The sequence below is a fragment of the Streptomyces sp. NPDC002845 genome, assembly GCF_053591955.1.
Genome location: NZ_JBSFUU010000048.1, coordinates 28,616 through 53,980, shown reverse-complemented (window position 1 = coordinate 53,980; position 25,365 = coordinate 28,616). Strand labels below are relative to the sequence as shown.

26 protein-coding genes are annotated in these 25,365 nt (G+C 72.4%); 17 read left to right on the top strand and 9 right to left on the bottom strand.

Translation table 11 applies throughout. The features are described from left to right. Positions 1-65: 65 nt before the first annotated feature. Both ACWD3C_RS30175 and ACWD3C_RS30170 read left to right on the top strand, forming a co-directional pair. Entirely contained in the window at positions 66-626 is a 561-nt protein-coding gene (locus ACWD3C_RS30175) for an RNA polymerase sigma factor (protein WP_451149330.1), read from the top strand. Further along, the gene (locus ACWD3C_RS30170; RefSeq protein WP_451149329.1) at positions 623-958 is read left to right on the top strand and encodes an anti-sigma factor family protein; all 336 of its coding nucleotides are present in this window, start codon (positions 623-625) and stop codon (positions 956-958) included. The genes ACWD3C_RS30175 and ACWD3C_RS30170 overlap by 4 nt, the downstream gene beginning before the upstream one ends. 25 nt (positions 959-983) lie before the next feature. Here the strand turns inward: ACWD3C_RS30170 and ACWD3C_RS30165 are convergent, their stop codons facing one another. Continuing rightward, on the bottom strand, positions 984-2,051 hold the full coding sequence (locus tag ACWD3C_RS30165; RefSeq protein WP_451149328.1) for a methyltransferase domain-containing protein: 1,068 nt from the start codon (positions 2,049-2,051) through the stop codon (positions 984-986). A 311-nt stretch (positions 2,052-2,362) separates the two neighbouring features. On the opposite strand from ACWD3C_RS30165, the gene ACWD3C_RS30160 reads away from it, so the two are divergent. From ACWD3C_RS30160 to ACWD3C_RS30125, 8 genes are all read left to right on the top strand, one after another. Then, complete coding sequence (locus ACWD3C_RS30160) at positions 2,363-3,772, top strand: dihydrolipoyl dehydrogenase family protein (protein ID WP_451149327.1); 1,410 nt, start codon at positions 2,363-2,365, stop codon at positions 3,770-3,772. A gap of 74 nt (positions 3,773-3,846) precedes the next feature. Further along, positions 3,847-5,253: a radical SAM domain-containing protein gene (locus ACWD3C_RS30155; RefSeq protein WP_451149326.1), complete on the top strand. Its 1,407-nt coding sequence runs from the start codon at positions 3,847-3,849 to the stop codon at positions 5,251-5,253. A gap of 15 nt (positions 5,254-5,268) precedes the next feature. Next, a complete protein-coding gene (locus ACWD3C_RS30150) occupies positions 5,269-6,057 on the top strand; it encodes an MTAP family purine nucleoside phosphorylase (RefSeq protein WP_451149325.1) in 789 nt (262 codons plus the stop codon). Next, complete coding sequence (locus tag ACWD3C_RS30145; RefSeq protein ID WP_451149324.1) at positions 6,054-6,575, top strand: DUF2064 domain-containing protein; 522 nt, start codon at positions 6,054-6,056, stop codon at positions 6,573-6,575. Before ACWD3C_RS30150 ends, ACWD3C_RS30145 begins: the two co-directional genes overlap by 4 nt. After that, positions 6,572-7,327, top strand: coding sequence for a TIGR04283 family arsenosugar biosynthesis glycosyltransferase (locus tag ACWD3C_RS30140; RefSeq protein WP_451149323.1), 756 nt, complete (start codon positions 6,572-6,574; stop codon positions 7,325-7,327). Before ACWD3C_RS30145 ends, ACWD3C_RS30140 begins: the two co-directional genes overlap by 4 nt. 42 nt (positions 7,328-7,369) lie before the next feature. After that, positions 7,370-9,046, top strand: coding sequence for a radical SAM protein (locus tag ACWD3C_RS30135; protein WP_451149322.1), 1,677 nt, complete (start codon positions 7,370-7,372; stop codon positions 9,044-9,046). A gap of 24 nt (positions 9,047-9,070) precedes the next feature. Beyond that, positions 9,071-10,279, top strand: coding sequence for an NAD(P)-binding domain-containing protein (locus ACWD3C_RS30130; protein ID WP_451149321.1), 1,209 nt, complete (start codon positions 9,071-9,073; stop codon positions 10,277-10,279). A 28-nt stretch (positions 10,280-10,307) separates the two neighbouring features. Then, on the top strand, positions 10,308-10,655 hold the full coding sequence (locus ACWD3C_RS30125) for a mycoredoxin (RefSeq protein WP_451149320.1): 348 nt from the start codon (positions 10,308-10,310) through the stop codon (positions 10,653-10,655). Between the two features lie 6 nt (positions 10,656-10,661). Here ACWD3C_RS30125 and ACWD3C_RS30120 read toward each other — a convergent pair whose 3' ends face one another. Continuing rightward, positions 10,662-11,273 (bottom strand): LysE/ArgO family amino acid transporter, encoded by a 612-nt coding sequence (locus tag ACWD3C_RS30120; protein ID WP_451149319.1) that lies wholly within the window; start codon positions 11,271-11,273, stop codon positions 10,662-10,664. 66 nt (positions 11,274-11,339) lie between these two features. Between ACWD3C_RS30120 and ACWD3C_RS30115 the strand changes: the two genes are divergently transcribed. Next, the gene (locus ACWD3C_RS30115) at positions 11,340-12,248 is read left to right on the top strand and encodes a LysR family transcriptional regulator ArgP (protein WP_451149318.1); all 909 of its coding nucleotides are present in this window, start codon (positions 11,340-11,342) and stop codon (positions 12,246-12,248) included. Between the two features lie 11 nt (positions 12,249-12,259). Here ACWD3C_RS30115 and ACWD3C_RS30110 read toward each other — a convergent pair whose 3' ends face one another. The 7 genes from ACWD3C_RS30110 to ACWD3C_RS30080 form a co-directional block, all read right to left on the bottom strand. Then, positions 12,260-12,931 carry an NUDIX domain-containing protein gene (locus ACWD3C_RS30110; protein ID WP_451149317.1) on the bottom strand — a complete coding sequence of 224 codons (672 nt, stop codon included), beginning with the start codon at positions 12,929-12,931 and terminating at the stop codon, positions 12,260-12,262. Positions 12,932-13,119: 188 nt separating this feature from the next. Then, positions 13,120-14,520, bottom strand: a complete 1,401-nt coding sequence (locus ACWD3C_RS30105) for an FAD-dependent oxidoreductase (protein ID WP_451149316.1) — start codon at positions 14,518-14,520, stop codon at positions 13,120-13,122. A gap of 163 nt (positions 14,521-14,683) precedes the next feature. After that, positions 14,684-15,964 (bottom strand): MAB_1171c family putative transporter, encoded by a 1,281-nt coding sequence (locus tag ACWD3C_RS30100; RefSeq protein ID WP_451149315.1) that lies wholly within the window; start codon positions 15,962-15,964, stop codon positions 14,684-14,686. Positions 15,965-15,979: 15 nt separating this feature from the next. After that, positions 15,980-16,114, bottom strand: a complete 135-nt coding sequence (locus tag ACWD3C_RS30095; protein WP_451149314.1) for a hypothetical protein — start codon at positions 16,112-16,114, stop codon at positions 15,980-15,982. Between the two features lie 72 nt (positions 16,115-16,186). Continuing rightward, positions 16,187-17,383: an MAB_1171c family putative transporter gene (locus ACWD3C_RS30090; RefSeq protein ID WP_451149313.1), complete on the bottom strand. Its 1,197-nt coding sequence runs from the start codon at positions 17,381-17,383 to the stop codon at positions 16,187-16,189. 3 nt (positions 17,384-17,386) lie between these two features. Beyond that, complete coding sequence (locus tag ACWD3C_RS30085; RefSeq protein WP_451149312.1) at positions 17,387-17,938, bottom strand: toxin-antitoxin system, toxin component; 552 nt, start codon at positions 17,936-17,938, stop codon at positions 17,387-17,389. A 450-nt stretch (positions 17,939-18,388) separates the two neighbouring features. Further along, on the bottom strand, positions 18,389-19,804 hold the full coding sequence (locus tag ACWD3C_RS30080) for a sulfatase-like hydrolase/transferase (RefSeq protein ID WP_451149311.1): 1,416 nt from the start codon (positions 19,802-19,804) through the stop codon (positions 18,389-18,391). Positions 19,805-20,019: 215 nt separating this feature from the next. Here ACWD3C_RS30080 and ACWD3C_RS30075 point away from each other — a divergent pair, with 215 nt between their 5' ends. The 6 genes from ACWD3C_RS30075 to ACWD3C_RS30050 are packed head-to-tail and all read left to right on the top strand — an operon-like array spanning position 20,020 to position 25,357. Continuing rightward, a complete protein-coding gene (locus ACWD3C_RS30075; RefSeq protein WP_451149310.1) occupies positions 20,020-20,370 on the top strand; it encodes an NADH-quinone oxidoreductase subunit A in 351 nt (116 codons plus the stop codon). Further along, a complete protein-coding gene (locus tag ACWD3C_RS30070; RefSeq protein ID WP_451149309.1) occupies positions 20,361-21,635 on the top strand; it encodes a hypothetical protein in 1,275 nt (424 codons plus the stop codon). Before ACWD3C_RS30075 ends, ACWD3C_RS30070 begins: the two co-directional genes overlap by 10 nt. Beyond that, positions 21,628-22,572 (top strand): NADH-quinone oxidoreductase subunit H, encoded by a 945-nt coding sequence (locus tag ACWD3C_RS30065; RefSeq protein ID WP_451149308.1) that lies wholly within the window; start codon positions 21,628-21,630, stop codon positions 22,570-22,572. Before ACWD3C_RS30070 ends, ACWD3C_RS30065 begins: the two co-directional genes overlap by 8 nt. Before the next feature lie 37 nt (positions 22,573-22,609). Further along, complete coding sequence (locus ACWD3C_RS30060; protein WP_451149307.1) at positions 22,610-23,173, top strand: NADH-quinone oxidoreductase subunit J; 564 nt, start codon at positions 22,610-22,612, stop codon at positions 23,171-23,173. Then, positions 23,170-23,475, top strand: coding sequence for an NADH-quinone oxidoreductase subunit NuoK (nuoK, locus tag ACWD3C_RS30055; RefSeq protein WP_451149306.1), 306 nt, complete (start codon positions 23,170-23,172; stop codon positions 23,473-23,475). The genes ACWD3C_RS30060 and nuoK overlap by 4 nt, the downstream gene beginning before the upstream one ends. Before the next feature lie 28 nt (positions 23,476-23,503). Next, complete coding sequence (locus ACWD3C_RS30050) at positions 23,504-25,357, top strand: proton-conducting transporter transmembrane domain-containing protein (protein ID WP_451149305.1); 1,854 nt, start codon at positions 23,504-23,506, stop codon at positions 25,355-25,357. Positions 25,358-25,365 lie beyond the last annotated feature (8 nt).

Sequence of the window (25,365 nt, the reverse complement as noted above, 5' to 3'; positions counted from 1 at the left end):
CGAGCGGGCTCGTCTCTCCCGGGAGAAAGTGGAATGCGGAGTCGAGATCGGAGGGTTCCGTCACCGTGGAAGAACGACTGCCGAGCTCCGAGGCGGCACGGGGGAACGCGTTCGCCGCCTACGTGCTGCCCGAGGTGGAGGTGCTGCTGCGGGTGGCGATGACGCTGACCGCGCGGCCCGCCGACGCCGAGGACCTGGTCCAGGACACCCTCCTGCGCGCCTACCGCGCCATCGACCGGTTCGACGGCAAGCACCCGCGTGCCTGGCTGCTGACCATCATGCGCCGCGCGGAGATCAACCGGCACCGCCGCCGCAAGCCCCGCCTCCTCGACGGCCCCGACACCGGCCTCGACCGAACGGCGTCCGTCGAAGTGCCCGAGTCCCCGGAATCACTGGTGGTCGGCGAGGCATTCGACGCGGAGGTGGACGCGGCTCTGGAGGTGCTGCCGCAGGCGCACCGGCAAGTGGTGCGCCTGGTGGACGTCGACGGGCTGTCGTACGCGGAGGCGGCTGGGCTGCTGGGGGTGCCGGAGAGAACCGTGACGAGCAGGCTGCACCGGGCGCGCAAGCGGATCCGTGTCCGGCTCACGGCAACCGGTCTGGTGCCGGGGCCAGGTGGACGATGAACGCGTGGCCGAGGCGGCGGCATCCGGCCGAGCGGCGGATGAACTGTATGCGGGTGATCCGGGTGCTGCAGGCCTACCTCGACGGGGAGACCGACGAGGTCACCGCGCGCCGGGTGGCGGCGCACCTTGAGGACTGCCTCCGCTGTGGCCTGGAGGCGAGCACCTACCGGGCGATCAAGGAGGCGCCAGCCCGACGCGAGCAGCCGGACGCGGACGCGGTGGACCGGCTGCGCGGATTCGGTGAGGCGCTGCTCCGGCACGGAGGGGACGGCGAGGGCGGGGACCGGGCACCAGAGGCCTTGAGGCGCCCGGCCGGTCCTCCGTCTCCGTGATCCCGCCGTACCTCAGGGCCTGCTCTCAGCAGCAGCCGCTTCCCGAACTCGTCACGTCTCCACCGGTCTGCTCGGTCGGCGCGCACGGGAACAGGCCGAAGTGCGTCGTCCTCTCGCCGGTGACGGTGAAGTGGGGCGCGTAGCGGGTCGCGGAGAGCATGTCCGCGGTGTTGCCGCACACCAGCTGCGGCTTGCCGGTGTGGAAGCGGTGGTGGTCGTCCAGGTCGAAGGTGTGCGGGTGTTCGTCGAGCGTGCCGTGGTAGACGGCGACCTGGCCGTAGTCCTCGCAGCGGTCCTCCAGCGGCAGCCTGAAGGCGCGTACGGTACGCGAGGTGAAGGCGGCGAAGCCGATCTTCCGCTCGACCTCCCGGTCGTCGAGCGTCACCGGCGAGGACGTCACCGTACGGGCGTCCGCGCAGCCGGTGCGCTGAAGCAGGCGGCGGAAGTCCTCCGTGTACAGGGCTCCGGCGAGGCACTCGCCGACCAGGACCGGGTCCGCGAGCAGCGCGGCGGGCAGGCGCCGGTCGGCGAAGATGTCGGAGAAGTACAGCTCGCCGCCGGGCTTCAGCACCCGGAAGACCTCGGCGAGGACGCGCGGCTTGTCCGGGGACAGGTTCACCACGCAGTTGGAGACCACCACGTCGACGGAGGCGTCCGCGATCCCGGCGGCGGCCAGATCCTCGATGTGGCCCTGGCGGAACTCCACGTTGGCGTAGCCGAACCGCTCCGCGTGCCAGTCCTGGTGCCGCCGGGCGACGGCCAGTTGCTCGGCGGTCATGTCGACGCCGATCACCCGGCCGGCCGGGCCGACCAGCTGGGCCAGCACATACGCGTCGCGCCCGCTGCCGCAGCCGAGGTCCAGCACGGTGGCCCCCTCCAGCGCGGGCGGGATCGGGGAACCGCAGCCGTAGAAGCGGTCCATGACCTCCTCGTGGACGCGGCCCAGCGCGGCGGCGATGTACGGCGGAGGTGCCGCGTCCGTGCAGCACGCCGAGGTCTTCAGATCCGCCGACGACGCGAGCACCCTTCCGTAGTACTCCTTGACCGTCTCCTCGACGAACGGGACGGGCATGTCCGACGTGTCAACCGCCACGGCTCTTCTCCCTCTGTTCTCCGGTGATGGGCGCAGTCGCATCGTCGTCGGCGACGCCGAGTGCGACGCGGCGCGACGGGAACCCGCTGTGCCAGGAAGAACATTCCCCTCGCGCGGTGCCCCTGCCGGGGACACGCCGACCCGTCGAGGAGCCGGGCCCGGCAACCCCGCCGTCGAAAGACTGTCCACGGGTGGAAGCCACAGCCGCCGCGGCGGGTTCCCTTTCCGTGCCGCCGGCCAAGACCGACCAGGACGAGGTGCGGCGCCCCTGGGCAAGGCCGCCCGAGAGAGCTGGAGAAGGAACCGGATCGATGAACGCGTACGACCTGGTGGTCGTCGGTGGCGGGAGCGCGGGGCTGACGGCGGCGCGTACCGCCGGACGGTTCGGCGCCCGGACGCTGCTGGTGGAGCGGGACAGGCTGGGCGGGGACTGCCTGTGGACCGGGTGCGTACCCAGCAAGGCGCTGCTGCACGCGGCGGCCGAGGTGCGGGCGGCGCACGGCAGCGGGCGGTACGGCCTGGACGCGCCCACCGGCCCCGCCGACTTGGCGGCGGTGATGCGGCATGTCGAGGAAGCGACAGCGGTGATCGAGCCGCACGACTCGGCCGAGGCGCTCCGTCCACTCGGCGTGGAGGTGGCGTACGGTCCGGCCGTCTTCAATGGACCGCGCACGCTCAGCACGAGTGAGCGCGAGGTGTCCTTCCGGTACGCCGTGATCGCGACCGGATCGTCACCGTCCCTGGTACCCGTGCCGGGCCTCGCCGAGGCGGACCCGCTGACCAGCGACACCGTCTGGGACCTGGCCGAACTGCCGGAGCGGCTGGTGGTGCTGGGCGGCGGGCCGATCGGCTGCGAGCTGGGGCAGGCGTTCGCCCGGCTCGGCTCGCGGGTGACGCTCGTCGAGGCACTGGACCGGCTGCTGCCGCGCGAGGAGCCGCGGGCCTCGCAGGTGGTGCGCGAGCGGCTGGAGGCGGAGGGCGTCACAGTCCTGACCGGATACCGGGCGGAGAAGGTGGCCGACGGCACGCTGTACGGTCCCGGCGGCGCGGTTCCTCACGACGCGCTGCTGGCAGTCACCGGCCGCCGCGCCAACACCACCGGGCTCGGCCTGAAGGCCGCCGGGGTGCGGTCGGACGAGCGCGGCCACGTCCGGGTGGACGACCGGCTGCGGACCAGCAACCGCCGGATCTACGCCGCCGGGGACGTCACCGGCACCTCCGCCTTCACCCATCTGGGCGGCGTGCAGGGCGGGGCCGCCGCCACCGACGCCCTGCTCGGTGTGCGGCGGCGCATCGACTACACCGCGGTGCCGTGGGTGACGTTCACCGATCCGGAGGTCGCCCGGGTCGGGCTGACGACCGAGGAGGCCCACGCCCGGTACGGCGAGAAGGCCCGCGTCCACACGCTGGAGCACGACCGGGTGGACCGGGCGGTGGCCGACGGCCGCACCGGCGGCTTCACCACCCTGGTGCTGGACCTGCGCGGCCGCATCGCCGGCGCCACGGTGGTCGCGCCACGCGCCGGGGAGACCATCGCGCACCTGGCGACCGCGGTCCGGTTGGGCTGGACGCCCTCGCGGTACGCGAAGACGGTGCACCCGTATCCGACGTACGCGGACGGGCCCTGGCACGCCGCGCTCCTCGACGTCTACGACCGGCTCGCCCGCAACCGGGGTGCGATCGGTGGCCTGCTGGGGCTGCGCCGGAGGTTGCGGCGATGACTCTCCGGCTCGTCCTCGCCGTACTGCGTACCGTCCGCACTCCCCCTCCCCCTTGGAAAGCAGGAATGCAACCGATGCGATTCGTGGCGACCCTGCGTGCCCTGGAATGCGCCACCCGCCCCTACGACCCCGAGTTCGTCGCCGCCATGGAGCGGCGCTGGGCCGAGCTCCCGGACGGGGTGAAGACCCCGGCGCAGATCATCGGGCAGCACGGGGTGGGCTGCGAGGGGACCCACGGCGTCTTCCCCAAGTGCAACCTGAAGTGCACCCCCTGCTACCACTCCCGCGACGCCAACGCCGTCCGCGTCGACGGCCCCCACACCCGCGAGCAGGTCGCCGCCCAGATGGGACTGCTGCGCAGACTGCGCGGACCACGCGCCCACACCCAGCTCATCGGCGGCGAGGTGAGCCTGCTCCCGCCGGACGACCACGCCGCCGCCCTGACCATCATGCGCGAGCACGGCCGCGAACCCATGAGCTTCACCCATGGCGACTTCGACTACCCCTACCTCAAGCAACTCGCCCTCGGCCCGGACGGCCGACGACGCTTCGACCGGCTCTCCTTCGCCGCGCACTTCGACCAGTTCATGTACGGACGGCGCGGCATGGAACGCCCGCCCGGCGAACGGGCGCTCAACCCCTACCGCAGACGGTTCGCCGCCATGTTCCGCAAGCTCAAGCACGACCACGGGGTGCGGTACTTCCTCGCCCACAACATGACGGTCACCCCCGGCAACCTCGACGAGGTCGCCGACGTCATCCGCGCCAACCACGCGGCCGGATACGGCATGTTCTCCTTCCAGCCCGCCGCGTTCCTCGGCGACGAGCGCCGCTGGAAGGAGCACTACCGGGCGGCCACCCCGGACGCGGTGTGGGCGCAGATCGAGCGCGGCGCTGGAACCCGCCTGGACTTCAACGTGTTCCACAATGGCGACGTGCGCTGCAACCGCACCGCCTACGGCTTCTACGTCGGCCGCCGCTGGTTCCCGTTCCTCGACGGCGGCGACATACGCGACCTCGCCGTGCGGGACGCCTTCTTCCGTTACCTGGGCAAGGTCAACTTCACCGGCACGCCGCCTGTGCTGCTCGCCGCCAGGGTGCTGCGGGTCGTCGCCCGCCACCCGCGCACCGTCGCCGTCGCGCTGAGCTGGCTGGCCCGTACCGTCCAGCGGGTCGGCGTCGGCCGACTGCTGTGGCACGGTTTCCGCATCCGGCCGGTGACGTTCGTGATGCACATGTTCATGGACGCCGAGGACGTCGCCCCGGCCTGGGAGCTGATGCAGCGCGGCGAGACCAGCGACGACCCCAAGCTGCGCGAGACGCAGGAGCGCCTGGCCGCCTGCCAGTACTCCATGGCCCACCCGGAGAACGGCACCCTGGTACCGGCCTGCGTGCAGCACTCGGTCCTGGACCCGGTGGAGAACGCCGAGTTGCGCAGGCTGCTGCCGATCGTCGAAGTCCGCACATCGGCAAGGAAATAAAGGGGAGGAATCCGGATGCGCTTCGGCGTCATCACCGGCTCGGGCAGCTACGACTGGCCGCATCTCGAAGGGGCGTCCGCACTGACCGTCACCACCGGGTACGGCCAGGTCCAGGTCACCCAGGGCCGGGTGAAGGGGACCGACATCGTGCAGCTGTCCCGCCACGGCGCCGGTCACCGGCGCCTGTCGCACCAGGTCGAGCACAAGGCCAACCTGGCGGCGCTGCGGGCCTGTTCCGTGGACGCGGTGATCTCCCTGACCGTGTGCGGGGCCGTCGATCCGGCCGCCGCGCCCGGCTCGCTGGTCGTCTTCGACGACCTGTACTTCCCCTCCAACCGGCTGCCCGACGCCTCCCCCTGCACCTGGTACGACACCCCCGGCGAGGCGGGCCGCGGCCACTGGATCTTCGACCGACCGTTCAGCGAGCCGCTGCGCCAGGTCCTGATCACCGCCGCGGAGCAGACCGGCGTACCGGTCCTCCCCCGGGGTGTGTACGGGCATGTGGACGGACCACGGTTCAACAGCCGAAGCGAGATCGCCGCGCTGCGTGCCGTCGGTGTCACCGCCGTCAGCCAGACCGCAGGCCCGGAGGCCGTGCTGGCAGGGGAAGCCGAACTGCCCCTGGCCCTGGTCGGGTTCGTCACCGACCACGCCAACGGAATCGCCCCCGAACCGGAACCGGTGGAGGCGCTGGTGGAGCGCATGGCGGCCAGCAAGAACGTCTTCACCGAGCTGGTCGGACACGCGGTGGCGGGGCTGGAGAGCGTGGCGCCCGCCGGGTTCGTCTATCGGTTCGGCTCATGAGGTCGGCCTCGGCTCCCGCCGTGCTGATCATGGCGAAGGCGTCCCGGCCCGGCGCCGTCAAGAACCGGCTGCACCCGCTGCTCGGCCCGCAGGGGTGCGAGGCTCTGCAGGCCGAACTCGTCCGCCACACCCTGGAGACGGCGTCCGGTGGCGGGCTCCACACCTGTCCGGCGTACGCGGCAGAACGCGCCCCGGACAGCGGATGCGCCCCGGCATCCGCATCCGCCGGTGCTCGTCCGGTCGTTGAGCGCGGTGCGGACCCCGGGCGGCGGCCGACCGCCGCCGTCACCGACGTCTTCGCCCACGGCGCGGGGCCGGTCCTCGTGATCGGCACCGACGTGCCCACCCTGACCAGGGATCACCTGGCCTCCGCCCTCGCCGAGGACATGGGTCTGCAGACACGGCTCCGTCCTCCGCTGCGGGATCTGGACACAGCGCAGGACGCCGCCGCGTTCCTGGCGGACCCGCTGCTGCCACCGCGCATCGCGGCTCTGCTGCACCCGTCGGAGCGCGTATGACATCCATCGCCCTGCCGGTTTCGATCGTCGTGCCCGTGCTGAACGAGGAGGCCACCGTCCAGACGGCGTTGGGTCGTCTGTGCCGCGACTTCCCCGACTGCGAACTCGTCGTGGTCGACGGAGGTTCCACCGACGCCACCGTCGAGATCGCCTCCCAGCACGCCACCATGGTCCACAGCGAGCGGGGCCGGGCGAAGCAGATGAACGCGGGCGCCCGGCGCTGCACGGGCGAGGTGGTGTGGTTCGTCCACGCCGACACCGAGATCGACCCCGCCGCCCTCGCCCAGATCCGCGCCGCCATGTCCGACCCGGCGGTGGTGGGCGGCGGCCTGACCCTGCGCTTCGACCGGCGCGGCCCGGGCCTGAACTACCTCGCGTACACCTCCAACGCCCGCGCCCGCCGCTTGCGGCACATCTTCGGCGACCAGGCGATGTTCGTCCGACGCGGCGTCTTCGACGAGCTCGGTGGCTTCCCCGAGCTGGCCATCATGGAGGACCTGGAGATGTCCCGCCGCCTCGGCCGGTGCGGGCCCCTGGCGGTGCTGTCCGCCACGTCCACGGCCTCCGCCCGTCGCCTGGTCGAGCACGGCGTCTGGCGGATGATCGTCTTCATGCAGTACCTGAAACTGCTGTACTTCGCCGGAGTCGATCCCGAACGCATCCGCCGCCGTTACGCGGCCGGGCCTCCCCGTCTCCTGCGCGGCAGGCACCGGCGGAAGGCATCCGCGCCCCACCGGGTTTCCAGTCCATGACGCCCCCGCCCGAGCCCCCGCACCACCCTGGAGATCTCTGACATGCGCATCGCGGTATGCGGCGGCCCCTACGGCAACCCCTACGCCCTGCAGGCCTTCGTCGACGACGCCCGCGCCCGTGGCGCCGAGCGGCTGTACTGCCTGGGCGATCTGGGCGGTTTCGGCGCCGAGGTCGACGCCCTGTGGCCGATCCTGACCGGCAACGACATCACCTGTGTGGCGGGCAACTACGACGTGGCCGTCGCCCGCGGCGACACCGACTGCGGCTGCGGCTACCGGGACCCGAAGGACAACGAGTTCGCCCAGCTCATCTACGACCACACCCTCGCCACCACCGGCCGCGCCTTCGCCGCCTGGATGGGTGAACTGCCCACCGAGCGCCGGGAGTCGGTCGACGGCTGCGACGTCCACATGGTGCACGGCTCCACGCTCGCCCTGAACGACTTCTGGTGGGAGTCCCTGCCCGCGGAGCAGCACAAGCAGCGGGTGGCGGCCTCCGGCGCGGACGTGATCCTGTGCACCCACAGCGGCCTGCCCTGGCAGCGGCGCGTCGACGGCGCCCTCGTCGTGAACGTCGGAGTACTGGGCAAGCCCGCCAACGACGGCCGACGCGAGGTCTGGTACGCGCTCCTCGACCTGGACGGCGGACGGGCGACCGCAGAGCTGGTGCCGCTGGCGTACGACTGGCGGGCCCAGGCCTCCTCCATGCGCGCCGCCGGGCTGCCGGAGGTCTTCGTGGAGACCATCGAGACCGGCTGGTGGACCACCTGCCTGGAGATCCTGCCGCCCGGCGAACGCGCCCGCGGCCGCTACCACCTCTACCGCTCCACCCTGCCCACCGCCTTCCGCCCCGCCGACGACGGTTGGGGCGGGACAGAGAGCGCGGCGATCGGCAGTGACCGCCCGGTGGTGCCGCTGTTCGGCAGCCCGTACTTCCCCTCCCGTCTGTGGATCTACACCAACTTCCACTGCAACCTGGCCTGTGACTACTGCGCCGTGGCCTCCTCGCCCGGGGCCGCCCCGCGCACCCTGCTCACCGCCGAGTTCCGCGACCTGGTCGACGAGGCGGTGGCATCCGGCTTCACCGAGCTGTACGTCACCGGCGGCGAACCCTTCCTGCACCCCGACATCGTGGGCCTGCTGGACTACGCCTCCGCGCAGTTGCCCACCGTGGTGATGACCAACGCCATGCTGCTGCGCGGCCGACGCGCAGACGGCCTGGCCGCCCTCGCGGGCCGCAAGCTCACCGTCCAGACCTCCCTGGACGGGGCCACGGCAGCCACCCACGATCTGCACCGCGGCCCGGGCTCCTGGCGGCGCACTCTCGACGGCATCCGGCACCTGATCGACCTGGGCCTGCCCCCGCGCGTCGCGCTCACCGAAACTCCGGAGAACAGCGGCGAGATCCCCGCCGTGGCCACGCTCCTGGCCGAACTCGGTCTGCCCGCCGACCACTTCGCCGTCCGCCCGCTGCTGCGCCGCGGCTTCGCCGACACCGGTGTCGAGATCGGCGAGGACTCCGCGATCCCGGAACTGACGGTCACCGCGGACGGGCTGCACTGGCACCCCGCCGGAGCCGACGCCACCACCAGCCCCGACATGCACCTCGTCCCTGCCGGCACCGCGCTGGAACGGGGTAGACAACTGGTGACCGAGCGCTTCTTCGCCGCCCGCCTCGCCGACGGCAGCCTGCCCCGCCCCGTCCACTGCGCCGTCTGACCACCCTCCGGGAGGACCCGACTCATGCCCGCCACCCCGCACGTCGCGATCCTCGGCGCCGGACCCATCGGCCTCGACGCCGCCCTCGCCTGTGCCGACGCCGGCTGGCCGTTCACCGTCTACGAAGCCGCCGACGCCGTCGGCGCGCACGTCCGCGCCTGGGGACACGTCCGCCTCTTCACCCCCTGGGAGCTGAACGTCTCCCACCGGATGCGCGCCCACCTCACCGGCGTACCGCAGGACAGCGTCTGCCCCACCGGAACCGAACTCGTCGCCCGGCTGCTGCGACCGGTCGCCGAACTCCCCGCCCTGGAAGGCCGCATCCGCTACGGCACGCGGGTCACCGCGATCGCCCGCACCGGTCTGCTCAAGCACGAACAGATCGGCACCACGGCCCGCGCCTCCGCGCCCTTCACCCTGCTCCTGGACACCGCAGACGGTGAGGAGACAGTCGAGGCCACCCTTGTTCTGGACTGCACCGGCACCTACGCCCACCCGAACACCCTCGGCGACGGCGGCATCCCCGCCCCCGGCGAACGCGGCCTCGACCACCGCATCACCCGTACCATCCCCGACCCGGCCGAGCCGGAGCGCTGGCAGGGCACCGTCCTCCTCGTCGGCGCCGGCAAGTCCGCCCAGACCACGGCCCGCGACCTCGCCGCTCTCCCCCGCACCCGGCTGATCTGGGCCGTCCGCAGCCCGGCCCCCGACTGGGGCGCCGTCCCCGACGACACGCTGCCCGCGCGCCAGGAACTCGTCGACATCTCACAGGAGTTGGCCGACGGCACCCACGACCGGGTCACCGTCCACACCGGCGCCCACGTCCAGGCGTTCCGGGCGGAGGGCGACCGCATCCGCGCCCGCCTGGCCACCGCCGCCGGCCCGACCGATCTCCTCGCCGACCACATCGTCTCTCTCACCGGCTACACCGGAGAACACACCCTCTACCGCCAGCTCCAGGTCCACGAGTGCTACGCCACCGGCGCCCCGATGAACCTCTCCGCCGCCCTCCTCGCCGCCACCGGTTCCGGCGCCGACTGCCTGGCCCAGCCCGCCCCCGGCATCGACCGGCTCCGCACCCCGGAACCGGACTTCTTCATCCTCGGCGCCAAGTCCTACGGCCGCCTGAACACCTTCCTGCTCCGCACCGGCTACCGGCAGATCGACGAAATCGCCGCCGCGTACGGGACACCCGCCCCAGCACGCGGGCTCGAAGAGGCCGTCGCCTCCTGAGCCCTGACGAGAACGGGAGACATCGACCATGACCGACCCCTCGACGACGCCGACAGCGTCGGCCGTCCACGTGTACTGGCGCCCGGGCTGCCCGTACTGCATGGCTCTGCGCCACAGGCTGAAACGTACGGGCCTGCCCGTACAGTGGCACAACATCTGGGAGAACACACAGGACGCGGCCTACGTCCGCTCCGTCAACGCAGGCAACGAGACCGTGCCCACCGTGGACGTCGCCGGCAGGCCGCTGACCAACCCCGGCGTCCGCCAGGTCCTGGACGAGGTCCGCGCCCATGCCCCGCACCTGCTGCCACCCGAGGACCGGACACCGAAACGCTCCTGGCTGCCATGGCGACGCCGACGGGGATGCCCGTCGTAGGCCCTCCTACGCTCCGGCGATCAGCGTGGCGCCGAGCACGAGCATCGTCACGGCGACCAGGCCGTCCAGCACCCGCCACGACGACGGCCGGCCCAGGAAGCCGCTGAGCAGGCGGGCGCCGAGGCCCAGGGCGGCGAACCAGCACAGGCTGGCGAGTGCGGCACCGAGGCCGAAGGTCCAGCGGTGGGGACCCCGGTCGGCGGCGATGGAGCCGAGGAGGAAGACGGTGTCGAGGTAGACGTGGGGGTTGAGCCAGGTCAGCGCCAGGCAGGTGAGGACCGCGCCGCGCCGTGAGCCGACCGAGCCGGGCTCGACCCGCAGGGCTCCCGGCCGCAGGACCCGGCGTGCGGCGAGGGCGCCGTAGACCAGGAGGAAGCCGCCCCCGGCAAGGCCCACCGCGGTCAGGGCCGCGGGCCAGGCCACCACGACGGCACCGACCCCGCCGACGCCAAGCATGATCAGTACGGCGTCGGAGACGGCGCAGATGCCCACGACCGGGAGGACGGCGTCCCGGTGAACGCCCTGGCGGAGCACAAACGCGTTCTGGGCTCCGATGGCGACGATGAGGGAGAGGCCGGTACCGAAGCCGGCGGCGAGGGCGGTCACTGTGTCGATCACACCACCGACGCTAGGAATTCCGGCGGCACGAGTACAGCTAAAGATTCTTACGTATCATTAGCGTTCGTGATGTCACAGCTTCCGCTCGATCTGGTGCGTACCCTGCTCGCCGTGGTGGACGCGGGCACGTTCGACGCGGCGGCCGGTGCGCTGCATGTGACGCCCTCGGCGGTCAGCCAGCGGGTCAAGGCTCTGGAGCAGCGTGTCGGCCGCGTGCTGCTCATCCGTACGAAACCGGTGCGGCCGACCGAGTCCGGAGAGGTGATCGTCCGGTTCGCGCGCCAGCTGGCCCGCCTCGAACACGACACCCATTCCGCGCTCGGCATGACCGGCTCCGAGGAGAGCACGCGTGTGTCGATCGCGGTGAACGCCGACTCGCTGGCGACCTGGTTCCTGCCCGCCCTCACCCGTGTGCCTCAGGAGCTGCGCCCCTGCTACGAGCTGCACCGCGAGGACGAGGACCACACGGCCCGGCTGCTGCGCGAGGGGCTGGTGATGGCCGCGGTCACCTCGTCGCCGGACGCGGTCGCCGGGTGCTCGGTCCGCGCGCTCGGGCGGATGCGGTACGTCCCCGTCGCCGCCCCCGCCTTCGCGGCGCGGTGGCTCGGGGTCGGGTCCGGCGGCGCGTTGCGGGAGGTGATCGCCGATGCGCCGGTCGTGTGCTTCGACCGGCGGGACGACCTCCAGGACGCGTTCGTCCGCAAGCTGAGACGGGGGCAACGGGCCAGCTCCGTACGGCACTTCATACCGAGCTCGGAAGCGTTCGTCGAGTGCATCGTCGGCGGGATGGGCTGGGGAATGGTGCCCACGGTGCAGGCCGAGCCGCTGCTGGGCGCGGGCCGGCTCGTCCGCCTCGCCCCGGACCGGGACGTTCGCGTTCCGCTGTACTGGCAGCAGTGGAAGCTGGACTCCCCCGCGCTCACGGCCGTCGCGGAAGCGGTCGCCGCCGTGGCGGCCGAGGCACTCACATCCTGACTGATCGAGGCTCAGGCGCCCCCTGCCTTGAACGGCCCTTCCAGGGCGGCCCACTGCAACAGCATGATGGTCTTCGCGTCGGCGATCTCGCCGGTGCGGACCATCTCCAGGGCCCGGCGGAAGGGCAGTTCGACGATCTCGATGTCCTCGCCCTCCTCGTCCAGTCCCCCGCCCTCGTGGGTGCGGGTCGACGGGCCGTACGAGGCGGCGTAGAAACTCACCCGCTCGGTCACGGAGCCGGGGCTCATATAGACGTCGAAGACATGCTCGATCGCGTCGATGGTGTGTCCGGTCTCCTCGACCACCTCGCGCCGGACGGCGATCTCGGGGTGCTCGTCCTCGTCGTCGAGCAGCCCGCCCGGTGTCTCGACCAGCATGCCGTCGGGGTGCCCGTTGACGTACACCGGGTAGCGGAACTGCCGGGTGAGCAGCACGGTTTCGCGCTCGGTGTCGTACAGGAGGACAGTGGCGCCGTTGCCGCGGTCGTGGGTCTCCCGCTCCTGGGTGCTCCAGGTGCCGTCGGCGTGCTGGAACTCGAAGGTCGTGCTGCGCTCCACGTACCAGTGGCAGGACAGGAGCCTGACGTCCCGCACCTTGACGCGCGGGTTGCCGGTGAGGTCCCGGCCCACGCGGTCGAGTCCGGTACGGCCGCGGCGGTCCGGGGTGTCGATGCCCGCGGTCATCGGGCGAGGGCCTGGTCGGTGCGAGAGCACGGGCGGGAACACAGGCGGGAACAGAGCCGTGAACGGGGGCGGAAATGGCGGAACTTGGTCATGATCGCTTTTACCATTCCGATGCGGACGATGTCAGGCGTTCCTCCCACGCGCGTTGCCCCCACGCGTGTTCCTCTCACGCGTCGGCCGCGTCACCTTCAGGCTGTGGCGGCCCGGCGTTCGTGTTCCGTCAGCGGCGGGCCGTCCAGGAGTGGTTTCTTGCGGCCGAGGTAGACCAGGGCGAGCATGTCGGGCATGAGCAGGCGGGTCGGGGGCTTCTCCATGCTCATCACGTCCAGCAGGATGCGCAGGGCGTGGGGGTTGCGCGAGCCGGCGTCGACGGCTTTGTCGACGAAGGCGGCGAGGGTCTTCTCCAGCCGGGTCGGAGGCTGGTCGCCGGCATCCGGGTAGAACACGTCCTGCCCCACGGCCAGGCTCCAGGCGTTCTCGACGGGACGTGCCGCGGCCCGCTGGATGCTCCGGGACGTGCCGGGTGCACCGAGGTCGTGCCGTCGCAGGATGCGGCGCAGGGCGATGACGCTCTGGGCTATGGCGCTCAGCCCGTGGCCGTAGACGGGGTTGTAGCCGGCGACGGCGTCGCCGAGGACGGCGAAGCCCTCGGGCCAGCGGGTGGCCTTCTCGTAGTAGCGCCGTCTGTTGGCGGTGCTGCGGGTGGTGACGACATCGGTTTCGGGTTCGGCGCCCGCGAGCAGCTCGGCGATGACGGGGTGGGGAAGTTTCTCGGCGAACGGTACGAACGCGTCGTTGTCGCCGGTGGGTTGCCCGCCGCGGGTGCCGGCGAGCGTCACGAGCCAGCGGCCGCCCTCGATCGGGACGATGATGCCGCCGCGGCCGGGGGCCTGGCGGGGGTCGGCCTGCACATTGACGATGGGAAAGCCGCCCGCGGCGCTGCCGGGGGCGCGGTACACGCGGCTGGCGTAGCCCACGCCGGCGTCGACCGTGCGCTCCTGGACCGGCGGAAGACCGAGTTCCCGCAGCCAGACGGGGGCTCGGCTGCCACGACCGCTCGCGTCGATCACCAGCGCGGCCGGGATGGACGCCTCGGACTGTGCCGTGCGGACGCGGACGCCGGTGACACGGTCCGCGCCGCCCTCCAGAGCGACGAGTTCGGTCTGCTGGCGCAGGGTGATGCGGTGGTCCCGCAGGATCCGGGCGCGGATCACGGCGTCGAGGAGGTCGCGGCTGCACAGGAGATTGGTGTGACGGGCGTGGGTGAACCTGCGGAACCACTGACCGGACGGCGCCTTGGACACGAGATCCGTCATGACGCGGGCTTTCAGCGCGCCGCGGCCGACGAGTTCGTCGACGATGCCGGGCAGGAGGTCCTCCAGGGCCTTCACGCCTCCGGACCACAGCACGTGCGCGTGACGGGCTTGCGGCAGTCCCTTGCGGGGCTGCGGGCCGTCGGGCAGCATGTCGCGCTCGATGACCGTGACGTCGGCGTGGTCGGCGAGCGTGGCCGCGGCGAGCATGCCCGTCATGCCCCCTCCGATGACAACGGCGCTGCGGCGGGGAACCGTTCTGTCGGACGACGACATTCAGGTGCACTCTCTTCTGTTGCGGGAGGGGCAGACGGCAGGCGTCACCGCTCCACTCGTCTGCGAGGCCGTACCGGCCGGTGAACCGGCACAACGCGGCCATTCTTCAGGCCGGACCGAGGAGTTGACCAGTGCTTACGGCGGTACGACGCCTTCCCCGGTGTCAGTCACGGCTGACCGCCATCCGCAGGGCAGCCTCCCGGCGCGCCTCCGCCACGATCGGCGACGACGACAGCGCTCGCGACAGACCCACCATCAACCGCGGTTGCGAGACGGACCGCAGGGTCCCCACGTCGGCGGGCGGCTCGGCGCCGGCGTCCTGGGACACCCGTACACCCGCCGCGGCCAGCATCGCCGCTTCGGCCACCACCGTGGCGTGGTCCACGACGTGCCGCGGTGAGTCGTCCCCCGCGCACGCCCGCGGCGCCTTGCGGACCCACCGCGTGACCGTACCGGCCGCCGATCGCACGCCGGACGCGCGACCGGTGGCACGGTGCGCCAAGGCCTTGGCGTACGCGGTCGTGCGCACCTGGTCGTCGAGATAGGGCGAGCAGACCAGGACACCGTCCCAGATGGCGATCTCCTGCCGGGCCAGGCGTACGACCGGCGGATCCCACCAGCGGATGATCCCCGTGGCCGGTGCGCGCAGCGCGTGCAGTTCCGCCATGAGGGGTCTCAGCTGCCGGTAGCGTCTCCAGGCACGCAGGTTGGCCACGGCCGGGGGGCCGATGCGGGGAAGGGCGAATCCGCAGGCGCTGGTGATCCCGGCGACCATCACCAGGGGCGGCGAGATGTCGGTGGACAGGACGTCCCAGTCGTGGCCCGTCCAACGGGCGCCTATGGCCGCGTACTTGGCGAACTGGTAGCCCGCGTCGAACGTGAGGCTGACGACGATCAGGAGCAGCCCGGCACGGGTCACGCCGTGCACCTCCCGCAGCCAGCTCACGCTCATGATGGCGAGGACGACGGTGGCGGCGGTGTGCGCGACCAGGTAGAGCACGATCATTTCGCGCATGTAGGGCGTGTTGGCGTAGTACGTGTCCAGGTCCCGGGCCCGTTCCACGGGGACGTCTGCCAGCGCGAACAGGACCCAGATGCCCACGACGACCAGCCCGTAGACGCCCAGCACGAGCCGGGCGGCGTGCCATTGGCGCTCCGGCGGCCCGCCCTTCCAGGTGATCATCAGGATCAGGTAGCCCGCGCTGAGCGCCGTCATGCCCCCGTACACCAGGGGGGCGCTGACGTTCGCGACGCCGGTCGCGTCGTTGACCAGCCGGATCGTGGGCGGGGCGGCCAGGACACACACGGCGGAGCCGATCAGCAGGATGGCGCTGCTCGCCGCGACCAGGGGATCCCGCCAGACTCCCCTGCCGGCCGACAGCCTCAGTACGGCGGCGAGGAGGAGCAGGACGCCGGGGATGTAGTAGACGATGCCGCTCTCCACGCCGTCAGCCCGCCTTCAGGGGAGTCGTCCGGTGCCGCCCGCCCAGCCGCAGCCCGTCAGGACGAGCGGGCCGGTCTCGGCGGCGTGACGGCCGGTGCGGGCGCCGTGGCAGGACAGGCGCCGTCGCCGTCGGGGCGCGGCGGCGGGCATCCTCGATGCCACCGGCCGGGGCCGTCGCGGGCGTGGGCGTGCGGGCGGCACGCCGTGGGGAGGCGGCGGGCCTCATAGCGGGGTTCTTTCGTCGTCCGCGGCCACGGGGACCGCGGAGGCGTCACGGGCCGCGGCGACGATGGGAGACGTACTCAGTACGCGGGCCACCCCCACCAGGGTGGCCCGCGCCGCGAGGCGGGCGGTGCTGTCCAGGGCGCCCGCGGGTGGTGCGGAGGTGCCGTCGCGGTGGGCGTGCACGGCGGCGGCGATCATCGCCGCGTGGCCGATGCGGGAGGCGTCCTCGACGCTGTGGCCCGCGGCCAGGGCCGCTGTCCGCGCGTGGTCGCGGACCCGGTCGTCGAGATGCGGGCGGACCAGGTTCAGCCCGTCCCGGATGCCCGCCTCCCGCCGGGTGAGACGGACCTGGCACGAGGAGTACCAGGGGATCGGCCCGGCCAGAGGTCTGTCCGGGGAGGCGCCGCTCAGTTCGCGCCACAGGGGGCCGAGCTGTCTCCAGGTCACCGCGGCACGCCAGAGCGCGACGAGCCGCGGGCCGATCAGCGGCAGCGTGAAGCCGACGGTGGCGACGGCGGCGGCCAGGCCCACGAGGCCCGGGGCCAGGACAGTGCTCAGCACATCCCAGTCCTTGTCCGCCCACCGTGCCGTCACCGCGGTCAGTTTCAGGGTGCTGAAGGACAGGTTCAGCAGCCAGCCGAGGACGAGCAGCCGCAGACCGGCCCGCAGCCAGCCGTGGACCTCCGACGCCCAGCGCCAGCACAGGGCCGTGGCGGCGGCCGCGGCGGTCATGTGGCCGAGCAGGTACAGCACGACCATCTGCCCGATCCACGGGGTGGTGGCGTAGTAGGTGTCGAGATCCGTACGCCGCTCGGTGGGGGCGTCCCCCACCACGAAGAGGGTGATCAACAGGGCGATCACGACGACGTAGCCGGTCTTCCAGCGTCGGGCGAGACGGTGTACGTCATCGGCCGGTCCCCCACGCCAGTGGAGGATCAGCAGCAGGCAGGAGGCGCTGTAGGCGCTGATGACGGCGTAGGTCAGGGGCGCCGCGAGGTTCGGGACGCCGCTCGTCTGGTTCACCGCGGCGACGGTGGGCGGGGCGGCGAGGAAGAACCCGGCGCCCCCGAAGAAGATCACGCTGCAGACCAGCCGGACCAGCGGGTCACGCCAGGACCTCGCCAGTCCGGGCAGTTTCACGCCCAGGGCGACCCAGAGGGCCAGGGCGGACAGGTAGTAGGTCCAGTCGCCCATGGCTCAGCCCTGAGGCCGACGGTGTCCCAGTGACACGCCGATCCGGCCGGCGATCCGGGTACGGTCGGCGGGGATGCTGCCGGCTTCCCCTTCCAGCCAGATTCTCAGGTGCGTCACGGCCCGCAGGGCGAAGGTCTCTGCGTCCCGTTCGGCGCGCTCGTTGAACTCGGTGCGCGCGGCCACGGCCCGCACCGCCTGCCGCAGGTCGGCCCGGTGGCTCAGCACCCGTGCCGCGACATTGGCCTCCTCGACGTGGTGACCGCAGTCGCCCTTGAACATGTGCCAGATCTCGTGGCACAGGATCGCCAGCTGGTGGACGGGAGCCGCTCGCCTGTCGACGACGACGACATCGCGCTCCGGCAGGTCGAGCCACAGGCCCGTGGCGGTCCGGTGCGGGAACTCCTCCTTGAGCAGGACGACTTCACGTCCCCTGCTCTCGGAGACCTGGGCCACCAGCGCGGTGAACAACGCGTCGGGGTCCGCGGGGACGGGCAGGTTCAGCCCGTCGGCGAGCCGGCCGATCAGGTACCGCATCTCCTTCGCCCTGCTGCGCACCGCTCTCCCCGTGAACCTCGGTGTGGGGTGTCCGTCGACTCGTCAATCACCGGCGCGGACTCGCGCGCCCGGCTCAACGTGCCAATATGCCAAAGCGGATACGCGTCCGGCCACATCAGCCTCCGCGCAGCGGCACAAGCTGAGGGGTGCCGAAGTGCCGAACAAGGCGGACATGCACCGATCTGGAACTGGCGCATTCGATACGGGGGAATCGCGCCGCGGTTGTCGCGACAGGCACCGTCGACGGGTGAGCCCGCCGAGATGCGCTGGGCAGTGCGGGACCCGTCCGTTCGGTGTGCCGTACGCATGCCCCTGCCCACGCTGCGGAGGGGTGTCGATCCAGCCAGTCATCAACCGGACCTCCCCTGCGACCAGTTGTGGTGCCCGCGCGGCCGGACGTCAGGGGGGAACCGCATCGGCCATCCGGTGGTGGCACGTGCGCAACCTGGGCTACCCCGGTTGATGTCCGAAGCGGCCCCGAGTCCACGGGACGACCACGTCCGCCCTGCGCTGGGCGGTGGTGCGCCGGGGTGCCGGTTCGATGGTCGCGTCGTCCTCGCCCGCGCGTCTGAGCCACGCCCGCAGGGCCTCGCGGAGTTCGTCGGCGACGGCGCGGTGGGAGGTCCGGCCGGCGAGGTTGTCCAGCTCGTAGGGGTCGGCGTGCAGGTCGTACAGTTCCGTCTCCACGTAGCGGGTCGCGCCGGGCTCCTCCCAGGCGTCGGCGTCGGGTGCGGTGACGGCGTACTTCCAGCGGTCCGTGCGCACCGCCCGGCCGACGTGGTCCTCGCTGATCTGGACGTAGACCCCGGCGGGGCGGCCGGGGTCGGTGCCGCCGCCGGTCAGTGGCAGGAAGGAGCGGCCCTGTACGCCGTCGGGCACGGGCAGGCCGGCGGCGTCCAGCAGGGTGGGGACCAGGTCGACCGTGCTGACGGGGTGGCGGATGCGGCCGCCGCCGGTGAAGCCCGGCCCGGTCAGGGCCAGCGGGACGCGTACCGATGCCTCGTGGGCGGAGCGCTTGTACTCGTCGTTGCGGGTGCGGAAGTGCGAGCCGTGGTCGGATGTCCAGGCCAGCACCGTGTCGTCGGTGATGCCGAGGCTGCGCAGCGCGTCGCGCAGTCGGCCGACGCCTTCGTCGACGCGTTTGATCTGGCCGAGGTAGCCGCCCAGGTGGCGGTGGGCGCCGCCCTGCGGTGCGTTCGGGCTCAGGGCCGCCAGGTCCGGGGGCAGCCAACCGCCCTGGTAGCGCTCGCGGTAGCCGTCGGGCGCCGGGTAGTCGTCGGTGGCGTTCTGGTGGTGCGGCTCCAGGAGGGAGAGGAACAGCAGGAACGGGCGGCCGTGGTGATCGGCGACGAAGCGGATCGCGGCGTCGACCAGGGCGTCGGAGCGGTAGCCCGGGAGCCGCACCGGCTTCCCGGCACCGTCGTACACCACCGTGCGGTACGCGTCCGAGGTGAACTCCAGCCGGTCGGAGGCGAGCCACTCCTGGTAGCCACCACGCAGTTCGGGCGGCACGGGGCCGTGCGGCCGGTCGCCGCCCGCCAGGTGCCACTTGCCGATGTAGCCCGTCACATATCCCGCCTCCGCGAACACCCCGGCCAGCGTGGGGATGTCCGTCCGCAGCGGGAGCCCGTTGCGGAATACCCCCGTCGATGTCGGGTACCTGCCGGTCTGCAAGGACGAACGTGCGGGCGCACAGACGGGGTTGGGCGTGATCGCCTGTTCCACGTGCGTGCCCTCGTGGGCGATCCGGTCGAACTCCGGTGTCACATCGGCCCGGTTGCCGTGCACGCCCGTCGTGTCCCACCGCTGCTGATCGGTGAGCACGACGATCACGGAGGGCCGGGTGGGCGGAGTGGTGACGGTCATCGGCTGGGGCCTCCGCGAGGGCTCCGTCGGTGGACGCGTGGGGGCGATTCCGGGGTGGGCTCCGCGGTCGTCGGAGTCGTCCACACCGTAATGCGGGGCGGCACGATTGTCTCCGATCGCCACGTCACCCTCGGCGTCACCGGCCGGCTGCCGACTCCCCGCCCGTTCGGGCGCGTCTGCGGGCCCTCACCCTCCCGGGGAAGGACCATGGTCCGATGAACGAATGGCAGCCGGTGCTGATCCTCCTGGGAGTGCTCGCCGGAGGGGTCGCGCTCCTGTACGGGTGGGGCGCGTGGCTGACCGCAGGTCAGAAGGTGTTGGAGACAGGACCGTTCAGCGGGGGTTCGGCGCCGCGCGAACATGCCTTCTCCCGTTTCCATGTGCGCTGGTACCCCGTCACCATGGTCTTCCTCGCCTTCGACATGGAGATGCTGTTCATGTACCCGTGGGTGAGGGTGGTGTCCGAGGTCGGGACCAGCGCCGTCGTCGAGATGTTCCTGTTCCTCGGGATCCTGTTCGCGGGTGTGGCGTACGCCTGGCGCGAGGGCGCGTTCCGATGGGCCTGAGAGACGCTGTGCGGCGTACGGCCCTGGCCCGTCCGGGCGTCCTGCTCGTGACCTGGCCCGGGGCGAGTGCCGACCGGCTGGCCGCCGAGCGCGAACTGCGCCGCCGCGGGTGGCCGCTGGTCGAAGGGCCCGCCGCCGCCGACCTGTTGGTCGTCGTGGGAGCGCCAGGCACCGGCACCGACGCCGACACGGGGTGGCTGGAGGCCGTGTGGGGGCAGATGCCGGCTCCCAGGGAGCGGGTCGACCTGTACGCACCGGAGCGCATGGCGCGCCAACTGGACGCGGCCGCGTCACACCTGGCCTCGCCCGCGCCGCCGCCGGGGCACTCCTCCGCACGGGATACCGAGGGGGACACCGAGGGGGACTCTCACCAGCATCACGGTCACGCATCCCACGACGAGCACCCCGGGCACGACATGGACGGCGACCACGCCGGTGACCATGCGGGACACGACATGGGCGGCATGGAGGTCGCCGGGCTCCCCATGGCCGACCGCGCCGACGACCGCGACGGGCTCCGCCTCGACCTGCTCCATGTGCCGCTCGGCCCCGCCCTCAACGACTGGCCGTGCGGCCTGGTCCTGCGTACGGCGCTGCAGGGCGACGTCATCCAGGAGGCAGAGGCCGATCACCTCGCCGTACGCGCCGGGCGTGCCCCGTTCTGGAACGAGCCCTGGCTGCGGGCTGCCCGTGGCGAGGACGTGACGCGCGGGGAGGCGGCCCGCCGCCGGTGCGCGGCGCACTTGGACAGCCTCGGGCGGTTCCTCGCCGTGGCCGGTTGGCGGGACGCCGCGGCCCGCGCGCGACGGCTGCGGGACCTGGTCCTGGCGGACGGGGTGACAGACCCGTACTCCTCCGACGACCTGCTCAGGTTGGTACGTCAGGTGTCGCGCTCACGGACACTGCGCTGGCTCACGGTCGGGCTCGGTCCCCTCCCCGCCGCCCGCGCCCAGGAGTTGGGCATCTCGGGGCCGGGGCTCGTCGCGGGCGGTGACGTGCACGACCGGGTGCGTGTCTGGCTCGACGAAGTGGCCCGGTCCGTGGGCGAGTTCGACGACGCGGCACCGCTGGGAGACGGCGACGTGATGGGGCCGCGGGGCCGGGTCGACGGGCCGCGTCCGCCGTCCGCGGCCCTGCTCGACGCGCTTGTGGAGCTGCTGCGGGGCGCCGAGTTCGCGACCGCGCGGCTCATCGTGGCGAGCCTCGATCCGGACATCGACGAGCTGGCGGTCGCCGTACCGGCCCCGGGAGTGACGCATGGCTGACACCGCGCCCCTGTGGTCAGTCCTCGTGCTGCCCGTGGCACTGACGGGCGCGGCCCTCGTGACCGCCGCCTTCGATGCCGTCCTGTCCTCCTCGGCGCACCAGGGACGGATCACCTCGCCCCGGCGTCTCCTGACCCACGCCGCCGAACCGCTCCGCGAGTCCCTGCGTCTGCTCGTCCAGCAGCCGAGGCGTACGACCGCCGCCGACCGCGCGCTCGGCAGGACCGGCGTCGTCCTGGTCCCCGTCGCCGCCGTCCTGGCCGCCGTCGTGCTGCCGCTGGGCTTCACCTCGGTGAGCGATCCCGACGTCGGGATCGTGTGGTTCAACGCCATGGAGGCGCTGGCCTGGGCCGCGGTGTGGCTGGCGGGGTGGGGGCCGAACTCGGTGCTGTCGTTGATCGGCGGGTACCGGTTCCTCGCCCAGGGGCTGGCGTACGAGCTGCCGCACATGCTCGCCATCACCACCGCCGCGCTCGGCGCCGAGTCGCTGCGGGTGGGTGAGCTGGTCGACGCCCAGCAGGGGCTGTGGTTCGTGGTGTGGATGCCTGTGGCGTTCCTCGTCTACCTGGCGAGCGCGCTGGCCATGTCGTTCTGGGGGCCGTTCGACCAGCCGACCGGGCGCGACATCGCGGGCGGGGCGGCCGCCGAACTGTCCGGCGTGGACCGGCTGATGCTGCTCGGGGGCCGGTGGGTGCTGCTGGTGGTGACCGCCGGGTTCAGTGTCCCGCTGTTCCTCGGGGGCGGGCACGGTCCGCTGCTGCCCGGCTGGCTCTGGACGCTGGTCAAGACGGCGGTGGTGCTGGGTGTGCTCGTCGCGGGCCGGCGTCTGGTGCCCGCGCTGCGGATGGACCGCTACATGGAGCTGGCGTGGATCGTGCTCGTGCCGCTGGTGCTCGTACAGGCGCTCGTCGTCGCCGTTGTCGTACTGAACCGCTGACCGTGGAGAGAACCGCTGAGACCGGAGGCCGCCGCGCATGCTCACGGACGTGATCTTCTGGGTGCTGGCCGTGCTCGCCGTCGCCACCGGTGTCATGGTGTTCCGCTTCGACTCCATGGCCCGGGCGACATACGCGCTTCTCACCTCGATGCTCTGTGTGGGAGGTGAGGTCCTGCTGCTGGGCCTCGACTACCTGGGCGTCGTGATCGTGCTCATGATGACGATCGAGATGGCCATCATGGCCGTCTTCATGGTGATGTACATGATGAACCCGGCCGGGCTCATGCCGATGACCATGGTCCACAACACCAAGGGCGCGGCCGTGATCTGCGTGGCCGTCTTCGCAGCGCTCGCCGCCGGCATCCTGCTCACTCCTTGGCCCGAACGCCGGGGCGAGCCCCCCGGCGACGCCACCAAGTCCCTGGGCATATCACTCATGGGGCCGCAGATGCTCACCATGATGACCTTGGGCATGGCCCTGTTCGCCACCATCGTGGGCACCGTCGTCCTGGCCACCGGGCGCGGGCGGTACGACCGGTTCGGCGACGACCTCGCCGCGCGCCGTGCCGCGGACCCCGCCCGGGGAGGGGTCGGCCGATGACCCTGGAACTCCTTCTGCTGCTCGGGGCCGCGCTGTTCAGCATCGGGCTGTTCGGCGCGCTGACCCAGCAGTCCATCGTGATGCTGATGATGGGGCTCGAACTGATGCTGGGCGGGGTGATCGTCGGCGCGGCGGCCGTCTGGCACTACATCGCCCCGGCCGCGGCGGACGGGCAGGTGCTGGTCGTCATCGCGGTGACCGTCATGGCGGTCGAGATGGCGGTGGGCTTCGCCGTCGTCACCGCGCTCTTCCGCACGCGCGAGGTCGACATGACCGACATGGCGGCGGAGTTGAAGGAGTGAGCGAGGGTGAGCGAGGGGTGAGCAAGCAGTGAGCGCGGTGCTGTGGGCGCTGGTCGCCCTGCCCCTGGCGGCCGGTGCGGGGCTCGTCGTCGTGGGGCGGGCCGCCGACCGCGCGGCCCCGGTCGTCGCCGTCACCGCGGCCGTCGCCGGTCTTGTCCTCGCCTGCCTGCTCGCCTTCGACCACGCGACCGCCGAGGCTCCGCTGCTCGCCGGGCCCCCGTTCCGGTTCCAGGTCGACGGGCTGTCGGGGCTGCTCGTGGTGACCGTCACCGCCGTCACCGCCGCGGTGGTGGCCTTCAGCGTCTGGGACATCGGGCCCGGCGAGGCCCGCGCCCGGTTCTTCGGCCTGATGCTCCTGTTCAGCGGTTCGATGCTCGCGACGGTCACCGCCGCCAACCTCCTTGTCCTGCTCATGGGCTGGGAGGTCATGGGCGCCACGTCCTGGGCACTGATCGGCTACTGGTGGCGCGACCCGGACCGGGTACGAGCGGCGGACACGGCGTTCGTGACCACCCGTACCGCCGATCTCGGCCTGTATCTGGCAGCTGGTGCCGCGCTGGCCGGCGGGCGGCCCGGATCGCTCGCGCTCGACCGGCTCGACGAGGCCGCCGACCCCTGGCTGTCCGTGATCACCGCGGGGGTGATCGTGTCGGCGCTCGGCAAGTCGGCCCAACTCCCGCTCAGCTTCTGGCTCTCCCGTGCCATGCAGGGACCGAGCCCGGTCTCGGCGCTGCTGCACTCCGCGACGATGGTGGTGGCCGGGGCGTATCTGCTGCTGCGGCTCCAGCCCCTGCTCGCCGCCTCCGGCTGGGGCGGGCCGGTCGTCGCCTGGACCGGGGCCGCAACCGCCGTCCTCCTCGGCCTGGTCGCCGTGGCGCAGAGCGACCTCAAGCAGCTGCTCGCGGCGTCCAGTTGCGCCCAGATCGGCTTCATGGTGCTGGCCGCCGGAGCGTCCGGCATCGCCGGAGGCACCCTCCAGCTCATGGCGCACGCCGCCGCCAAGAGCCTGGCCTTCCTGGCCGCCGGGGCATGGCTGACGCTGCTCGGCGCCAAGGCGCTGCCCGCTCTCCAGGGCGCCGCGCGACGGCACCGTACGGCCGGACTCACCTTCACCGTCGCGGCACTGACCCTGGCCGGACTGCCGCCGCTGTCGCTCTGGGCAGCCAAGGACCTCCTCCTCGCCGCCGCGCTTGAGGACAGTGGCTGGCTCTACGCGACGGGGCTGGCCGCCGCTGTCGTCTCGGCGGCGTACAGCGTGAAGGCGTTGTGGTTCGTGTGGCGGCCGTACGACGGTCGCGGCGCCACGGGCACCAGCCGACTTCCGCTCCTCGGCGGACTGCCCCTCGTGGCACTCGCGGTGGCCTGCGCGGCTCTGTCGGTACCGGCCTTTCCGCCGGTACGGGACGCGGTCGTCCGGATCGTGGGATACGGCGCCCCACCCGCCCCGCACCTCTGGGAGTTCGTCCTCTCCGGCGCGCTGGCCGTGCTGGCGTCCGCCGCCGCGTGGGCCTGGGGATCGCGTGCCGTGCCGCTGCCCGTCTCCGTCCGCGGCTGGTTCCGGGACTGGCTAGGGCTGGAGGCCGTGGCCCGTGCCGTCGTCGTACGTCCGGTGCTCGGCCTCGCCCGCGCGCTGGCCGCGTTCGACGACCGGGTCCTCGACCGGGGTGTCGACGGCGCCGCCCGGGGGGTCGTCCGGCTGGCCGTGCGGACCGACCGCCGTACGGAGCAGGGGGTCGACGGTGCCGTGGAGGGGGTCGCGTCGGCCACGGGCACGCTCGGCCGGTGGGCGCGCCGTCCGCAGACCGGGCAGCTGCACCAGTACCTCGCCCAGGCCGTCGCGGCCTTCACCGTCCTCGCCGTCGTCTTCGTCCTCGTGAGGTGACCACCGTG